The 6,654-nt window shown below is 69.1% G+C and carries 5 protein-coding genes; 1 reads left to right on the plus strand and 4 read right to left on the minus strand.

Annotated elements, in window-relative coordinates; genetic code table 11:
- Positions 1-17: 17 nt before the first annotated feature.
- On the plus strand, positions 18-1,664 hold the full coding sequence (locus tag A5709_RS17715) for an acetolactate synthase large subunit (protein ID WP_067947566.1): 1,647 nt from the start codon (positions 18-20) through the stop codon (positions 1,662-1,664).
- 1 nt (position 1,665) lies between these two features.
- On the opposite strand, the gene A5709_RS17720 is transcribed toward A5709_RS17715, so the two are convergent.
- The 4 genes from A5709_RS17720 to A5709_RS17735 all read right to left on the minus strand — a co-directional run.
- Positions 1,666-2,037 (minus strand): hypothetical protein, encoded by a 372-nt coding sequence (locus A5709_RS17720; RefSeq protein WP_156768092.1) that lies wholly within the window; start codon positions 2,035-2,037, stop codon positions 1,666-1,668.
- Positions 2,038-2,088: 51 nt separating this feature from the next.
- Positions 2,089-2,517 carry a hypothetical protein gene (locus tag A5709_RS17725; RefSeq protein ID WP_068121181.1) on the minus strand — a complete coding sequence of 143 codons (429 nt, stop codon included), beginning with the start codon at positions 2,515-2,517 and terminating at the stop codon, positions 2,089-2,091.
- A gap of 128 nt (positions 2,518-2,645) precedes the next feature.
- On the minus strand, positions 2,646-4,088 hold the full coding sequence (locus A5709_RS17730) for a lipase maturation factor family protein (RefSeq protein WP_068121182.1): 1,443 nt from the start codon (positions 4,086-4,088) through the stop codon (positions 2,646-2,648).
- An 87-nt stretch (positions 4,089-4,175) separates the two neighbouring features.
- Positions 4,176-6,654: discoidin domain-containing protein (locus tag A5709_RS17735; protein ID WP_156768093.1), on the minus strand; the 2,479-nt coding region annotated here is incomplete at its 5' end.

Here is a 6,654-nt window from a genome sequence, read left to right on the forward strand (position 1 = left end):
CTCGAGGGAGGTGCCGGATGAGTAAAGCCGCCGAGCTGATGGTCAAGTGCCTGGAAAACGAGGGCCTTTCCGTGGTCTTCGGGCTGCCGGGGGAGGAGAACATCCGCTTCGTGCAGGCGCTGGCGTCGTCGAGCATCCGCTACGTGCTCACCCGGCACGAGCAGGGCGCGGCCTTCATGGCCGAGATGTACGGACGGGTGACCGGCCGCGCCGCGGTGGTGTCGAGCACCCTGGGGCCGGGCGCGATCAACATGCAACTCGGCGTGGCCGACGCCACCACCAACAGCACCCCCCTGGTCGCGATCTCCGCGCAGGTGGGCCACGACCGGGAGTTCAAGGAGTCGCACCAGTACGTCGACCTGGTGTCGATGTTCGCGCCCATCACTCGGTGGGCGGCCGGGGTCCCCACGGCGCGGGCCATCCCCGAGATGTTCCGCAAGGCGTTCAAGGTCGCCGAGACCGAACGCCCGGCGGCGGTCTACCTCGCGGTGCCCGAGCACATCGACGCCGACGAGACCGACTACGACCTGACGCCGTTGCCGCGCAACGTCGTCCGCCCCGATGCGCCCGCACCCGGTCAGGTGGAGCGCGCGGTCGACATCCTGCGCCAGGCGAAGCGGCCGGTGGTGCTGGCCGGGCACGGCGCCGCCCGCGGCAACGCGACCGCGGCGCTGGTCCGGTTCTCCGAGCAATTCGGTATCCCGGTGGCCAACACCTTCCACGGCAAGGGCGTGATGCCCGACGACCATCCCAACAGCATCGGGACCCTGGGGTTCATGCGGCACGACTACGTCAACTTCGGCTTCGACAACGCCGACGTGGTCATTGCGGTCGGGTACGAGCTGCAGGAGTTCGACCCCGTCCGGATCAACCCGCAGGCGGACAAGAAGATCATCCACATCCACCGGTTCCCGGCCGAGGTCGACGCGCACTATTCGGTGGACGTCGGGATCATCGGCGACATCAGCGCCTCGTTGGACGCATTGACCGACGGGCTCGACGGCCACGCCTACGAGGCCGATCCCGAGGTGCCCGGCCACGGCCTGCTGGCCGAGGAATTCGCACGGGGGCAAGAGGATTCGCGCTATCCGCTCGCTCCGGCGCGGGTGGTGGCCGATACCCGCGCCGCGCTGGGCCGCAGTGACGTCGTCCTGGTGGACACCGGCGCCACCAAGATGTGGATGGCGCGGCTCTACCCGACGTATGAGTGCAACACCTGCCTGGTATCAAATGGGTTGTCCACCATGGGGTTTGCGTTACCCGGCGCGCTGGGTGTCAAGTTGGCGCGTCCCGAGTCCAAGGTGCTGGCGGTCGTCGGGGACGGCGCGTTCCTGATGAACTCGCAGGAAATCGAGACCGCCGTCCGCGAGCGTATACCACTGGTCGTGCTGATCTGGGACGACGGCGGTTACGGCCTGATCGAGTGGAAAATGGATCTCGAGCTCGGCGCCCACTACTACGTGAAGTTCGGCAACCCCGATGTGGTGACCTACGCGGAAAGCTTTGGCGCCAAGGGGTATCGGATCAACAGTGCGGAGGAACTGTTGCCGACGCTACGGGCCGCACTCGACGACGATGGGGTGTCGGTGATCTCCTGCCCGGTCGACTACTCGGAGAACCTGCGGCTGACCGACCGGCTCGGCGAGCTGGACGAGACGCTGTAATTCACGGGCACATCCAGGCGAGCGGCGGGCAGACGCCGGTGTTGGGCGGCAGCCGTAATCCCGGCGGCTGTCCCTGGACCATCAGGGCGGGCAGGCCCGAGTCGGGCGCGAAGTAATAGGTGTGGCAGACGTTTCTGTCCCAGTCCGGCATCCGCCGCAGTTCGCCCAGGTTCGGGCACCACATCTGGCTGCAGATGTGTGAGGTGTAGCAGCCCGGCGGTCCCTCGGGCGGGGCGCACTCCGGCGGCTGGTTGCCGCCGTTGTTCGTGGAGCAGACGGCGTGGGCGGTGCCGGCGCCCAGCATCAGGTCGGCGGTCCACAGGAAGCCGGAGAGGGCCAGCACCGTTGCCAACCCTATGAGGGCTGTTCTCATGCTCGACTCCTTTACCGTGGCGTAAGTCCTTGACAAGACTGGCATTTCGCGTCAGGGCACCTGCCTGAGTTGAAGGTGATTGGTCTGTTGATATCCCGGTGGGTGGCCGCAGGCCGGCACGTTATACGTCAGGGTGCTGGTGCCTTCCAGGGTATTCGGATCCCACGTGTCGTGGTACGGCTCATTGGGACCGGAGCTACCGTCGGCACACCGGATGGCCCAGGTGCCTTCCATCGTCCATTGCCCGTTGATCAGCCGCGCCAGGGCAACGGCCTGTCCACCGGGTGTGGTTGCCACCGAAGCGCATCCGTCGCCGCAGGGTGTGAAGTAGTAGTCGCCGGACATCGCCGAGCCCCGAGGGGTTGTCGAGGTCCAGGTGTAGTGGCCGCTCATCGTCGTGTCGGCCCACGCGGCACCAGCGGTGACGACAGCCAAACCGGCGAACATGGCGGCTGCGCCGATCATCCGTGTGGTGGCCATGGTCCCATCCTCCTGCTGAGCTAATACCTACGTAGCTCACAGTGACCGCTATACACCGTCGACGTTCAGTTCGATGGGCATTTGGCAAACTTTCGCGCCCTCGCCCCACGATGGCGACACGGCCTCGGTCAGCCGTGCTGTGACGTCGCCGTCTTCAGCGCCAGCGGCCGGACGTAGCCACCGATCAGTGTCCGATGCCACCAGGCCCGCTCGCGGCGCAGTTCGGCGGGGGTGGTGAAGCGATACTCGTAGAGCTGCGCACGCACATAGCGCGGTGGTGAATCCGGAAATGGATTTCGCCGCAGCAGGCGCAGCGTGGGCCGATCGTTGCGCAGCAGCCGCTGCAGAAACGGGGTCAGCCATGGCTGCGCGTAGCCGGGCGAGATGGCGGCGAACCACATCAGCCAGTCCAGGCGCAGATGGTAGGGCGCCCACTGGCGCGGGAGCCGGCGCACGCCGCCGGGCTTGCCCTTGAATTCGTATTCTTTCCACACCGTCTGGTCGCTGAGGCGGGTGTCCTCGGTGCCTTCGATCACCACCTCGCGGCGGACGCGCCCGATGCTGCCGAACGCGCCGTAGGTGTTGACGAGGTGAAAAGAGTTGAACGACATGTTCATTCGCTGCCGCGAGGACAGCATGTTGCGCACCGGCCAGTAACTCATGAACAACACCGCCGCCGCGAACGCGATCACCAATGCGGCGAACCACACCGGCGTCGCCGGGAACGCCGGACGATCATGCAAACCAACCGAACCGACCCATGAGTCGTCGATCGCGCTGAACGCCAACAAGATCGTCACCCAATTGAGCCAGGCGAAGTTACCGGACGCCACCAGCCACAGCTGGGTGACGACGATGATCGCGGCGGCGATGCCGGCCACCGGTTGTGGCGCGAACAATCCGAACGGCACCACCAGCTGCGAGAAATGGTTGCCCGCCACCTCGATTCGGTGCAGCGGCCTGGGCAGATGGTGGAAGAACCAGCTCAACGGCCCGGGCATCGGCTGCGTTTCGTGGTGATAGTACAAACACGTCAGGTCGCGCCAGCACGGATCGCCCCGCATCTTGATCAACCCGGCGCCGAATTCCACTCGGAACAGCAGCAACCGGGCCATCCATAAGGTCAGCACCGGCGGCGCCACCTGGTCGTTGCCGAGGAAGATCAGCAGAAAACCGCTCTCCAGCAACAGCGATTCCCACCCGAACGCATACCAGGTCTGACCGACGTTGACGATCGACAGGTAGAGCACCCACAGCGCCAGCCACATCAGCATGGCCGCCCAGACGGGCACCGCATCTGCCGCACCGGCGACGATCGCCGCTGACAGCGCGGCGCCGAACCAGGAAACCGCCGAGAACAGGCGATCGGAATAATGCAGATGAAACAGGCTGGGCGCCCGCCAAAACGACTGCCCGGCCAAGAACCGCGGAATCGGCTGTAGGCCGTGCTCCCCGATGAGCGCCCGGAACTGCGCCGCGGCCGCGACGAACGCGAGCAGGTAGACGACCGCGGTGCCCCGCTCGAGCACCAGTCTGCCGAGCCAATATTCGGGAGCGGAAAACCAGCCCATGGCCGTAACTCCTTGGACGGTGGCGGTCACACATACCCGCATATCCAGTCAAGCAGCCGGTAAACCGTCAGCCAATACCCCCGACCGCTATTCGTCGCGGGCGCGGCCCGCCGCATCGCCCATCGTCACCGCGGAAACGGCGACCACCGCGAGCGAAATCAGCGCCAGCAGCTGAACATTCGCGGAATGGCCCGCGTAGCCGTCCACCGACCGCCAGGGATGCCGCGACAACATCGCGCCGGCCAGGATGAGCCCGCCCGCGCTCAGGACCATCGTGGCCCCGTCCACGCGCCGGCGGCGCAGCGCGTACCGCAGGCCCAGGGCGCCGCCGACCACCACGACCCCGACCACGCCGGCGATCACCGCCCCGCAGGCCAGCACCGCGACCGCCGCCCACGGCCCCGGCCGCCACGGCTGGGCGGGCGCGTCGTCGGCCGGCCTGCCTCTGGTGCGCCACAGCGCGAGCATGGCCAGTAGCGGCAGCAAGGCCAGCCCCAACCCCAGCCCCACCCGGTACGGCGCGTTGGACGGGAAGGTCAGCGTGATCGTGCCGGGATCGCCCGGCGGCACCACCCAGCCCTGCTGCCACCCGTTGACGGCGACCGGGGTCAGCCGCGCCCCGGCGCTGGTGCGCGCCACCCATCCGGGGTTGATGCTTTCCGGGACCACCAGCACCCGCGACGTGGCCGACGGCGGAGCCTGCACCTCGCGACGGTCCGGGCCCCACACCCGCCACGCCGGAACCCCGACTGGGCCGGGCGCGGCGGCGGCCGCGGCCGGCGGGGACAGCGCAACGCCGTCGACGACGAACTGGGCGCCCGGGCTGATCAGCAACTCCTGCTGCCCCGCCGGCAACGCGATCGGGTCGCGGTCGCACGCCCGGGCCGCAACGGGCTCGTCGTCGAGCAGAGCGCCGACGGTGGTGCTGATCGACGTGTGCACGAACCGTCCCGCGACCGCGATGACCGGGCCGTGATCGCAGTCGACGGCGATCTCGCGCGTGCGATCGCGGGCAGCGTCGGCGGGCGCGATCGGGGTGCCGTCGGCACCGAGCACCGACAGCTCGGCCACCCCCGGCGGCTTGAGCTGGTCGAAACCCAGCGCGTTGCGGTCGATGACGTCTTCCCAGTCCAACAGGCTGACGGTGACGCTGTCGGTCACCCGGGGATGCAGTGGGAGTGTCTGCGGTTCACCGGGCTTCAACGCGTGCACCTGCGGGCCGTCGCCCAGGTTGACCGCCACCATCGTCGGATGGGCGGGCAACGCCGACCGGCTCGGCGCCAGCCGGAGCGCGGTGACCTCGGTGGGCCGCGGCAGGGTGAGCGTCAAGGTGGGCGGGGTCTTGTGCTGCACCACCCGCTGCGGTGCCGTCCATGCCGTCGCCGGGTCGCCGTCGGTCGCCGCATACGCCGAGCCGAGGACGTCCACCAGGTCGGAGTCGCCCCGTGCCCTGGTGGTGTTCGGCTCGGCGAGCAGGTCGGCCAGCTTGGGCCCCTGCCGCGGCCGCACCCACACCAACGGGGTCACCGACATCGGTGCCGGAACGGTCAGCGTCCGGCTGAGATTGACCGGCTCTTCGGGTGTCAGCGCCATGGACGGCGCGCAGCGCACGCCCTCCGGCGTCGACGCGCATCCCGGCCTGCCCAGCAGCTCGGAACCCAGGTCCCAGCCCGCGACCGCCGCGCCGGGCGGCGGCCCCGGGACGCGCACGGTGTGCCGCAGGTCGAGCTGGTGGGCGAATCCGGACGCGTCGTACTGGGTGATCGACAGGTCGGTGATGCCGAACTGCACGCCCGGGGACCCGTCGTCGGTGCCCGCGGCGGTGATCCGCACCCACGGCGTCTCGCCGTAGGGCAACGCGGCGGCGAGCGGCTTGCCGGGCTCGTCGAACCGCAAGGTGGTGCTGCCGGTGGCGGTCTCGATCAGGATGCGGCGCACCTGCGCGCCGACGGCCGTCGCGCTGGGTGTCAGGGTGATCGCCGCGTTGGTGACCGGGTGGTCGAAATCGACCTGCAGCCACTGGCCCACCGCCGATTGCAGCGAGTTGGACACCCACGCGGTCGCCGGGTCGCCGTCGATGGCGGCGACGGGGGAGGTCGCCGGCGCGACGTCGGGCATCGCGGTGGAGTCCGACGACGAGCTCGACACGGTGATCCGGCCGCCGCTCCAGGCGCCGACGACCGGGTCGGCCCCGGGGACGGGATAGTCGGGCACCCGGTTGTAGGTATGCCGTGCGTCGCCCGCGGCCCGGATGGCCGACGAATGTTGGTCCACCCGGCCGTAATCGGTCTCGCGGGCCACCGGGGTGTCGGTGACGGTCACCGAGGGCACCGGCAATCCGGCGCCGCGCGCGTCGGCGGTCATCAGCGCGGGGCCCAGCGTCGGCAGGCCCTGCAGCCGGCGCCGCTCGTCGAGGCGCAGCAGCGCCTCCGGTCCGCCGTCCACCCGGGGCAACCGGTCGACGTCCGCGAAGTAGGGGGCGCCCGGATCGCCGGCGACCTCCACCCGGTAAACCTCTACGGCCGGGTAGCGCGGACGCAGTCCGCTGTCGGCGACAAAGCTACAC

Origin of the sequence: Mycobacterium sp. E1386, assembly GCF_001672745.1 — a bacterium.
Classification (GTDB): domain Bacteria; phylum Actinomycetota; class Actinomycetes; order Mycobacteriales; family Mycobacteriaceae; genus Mycobacterium.

What these genes read in the sequence shown, in the direction of transcription:
- A5709_RS17715 (WP_067947566.1), top strand. Translation starts at nt 18, where the DNA reads ATGAGTAAAGCCGCCGAGCTGATGGTCAAGTGCCTGGAAAACGAGGGC.
- A5709_RS17720 (WP_156768092.1), bottom strand. Translation starts at nt 2,037, where the DNA reads ATGAGAACAGCCCTCATAGGGTTGGCAACGGTGCTGGCCCTCTCCGGC.
- A5709_RS17725 (WP_068121181.1), bottom strand. Translation starts at nt 2,517, where the DNA reads ATGGCCACCACACGGATGATCGGCGCAGCCGCCATGTTCGCCGGTTTG.
- A5709_RS17730 (WP_068121182.1), bottom strand. Translation starts at nt 4,088, where the DNA reads ATGGGCTGGTTTTCCGCTCCCGAATATTGGCTCGGCAGACTGGTGCTC.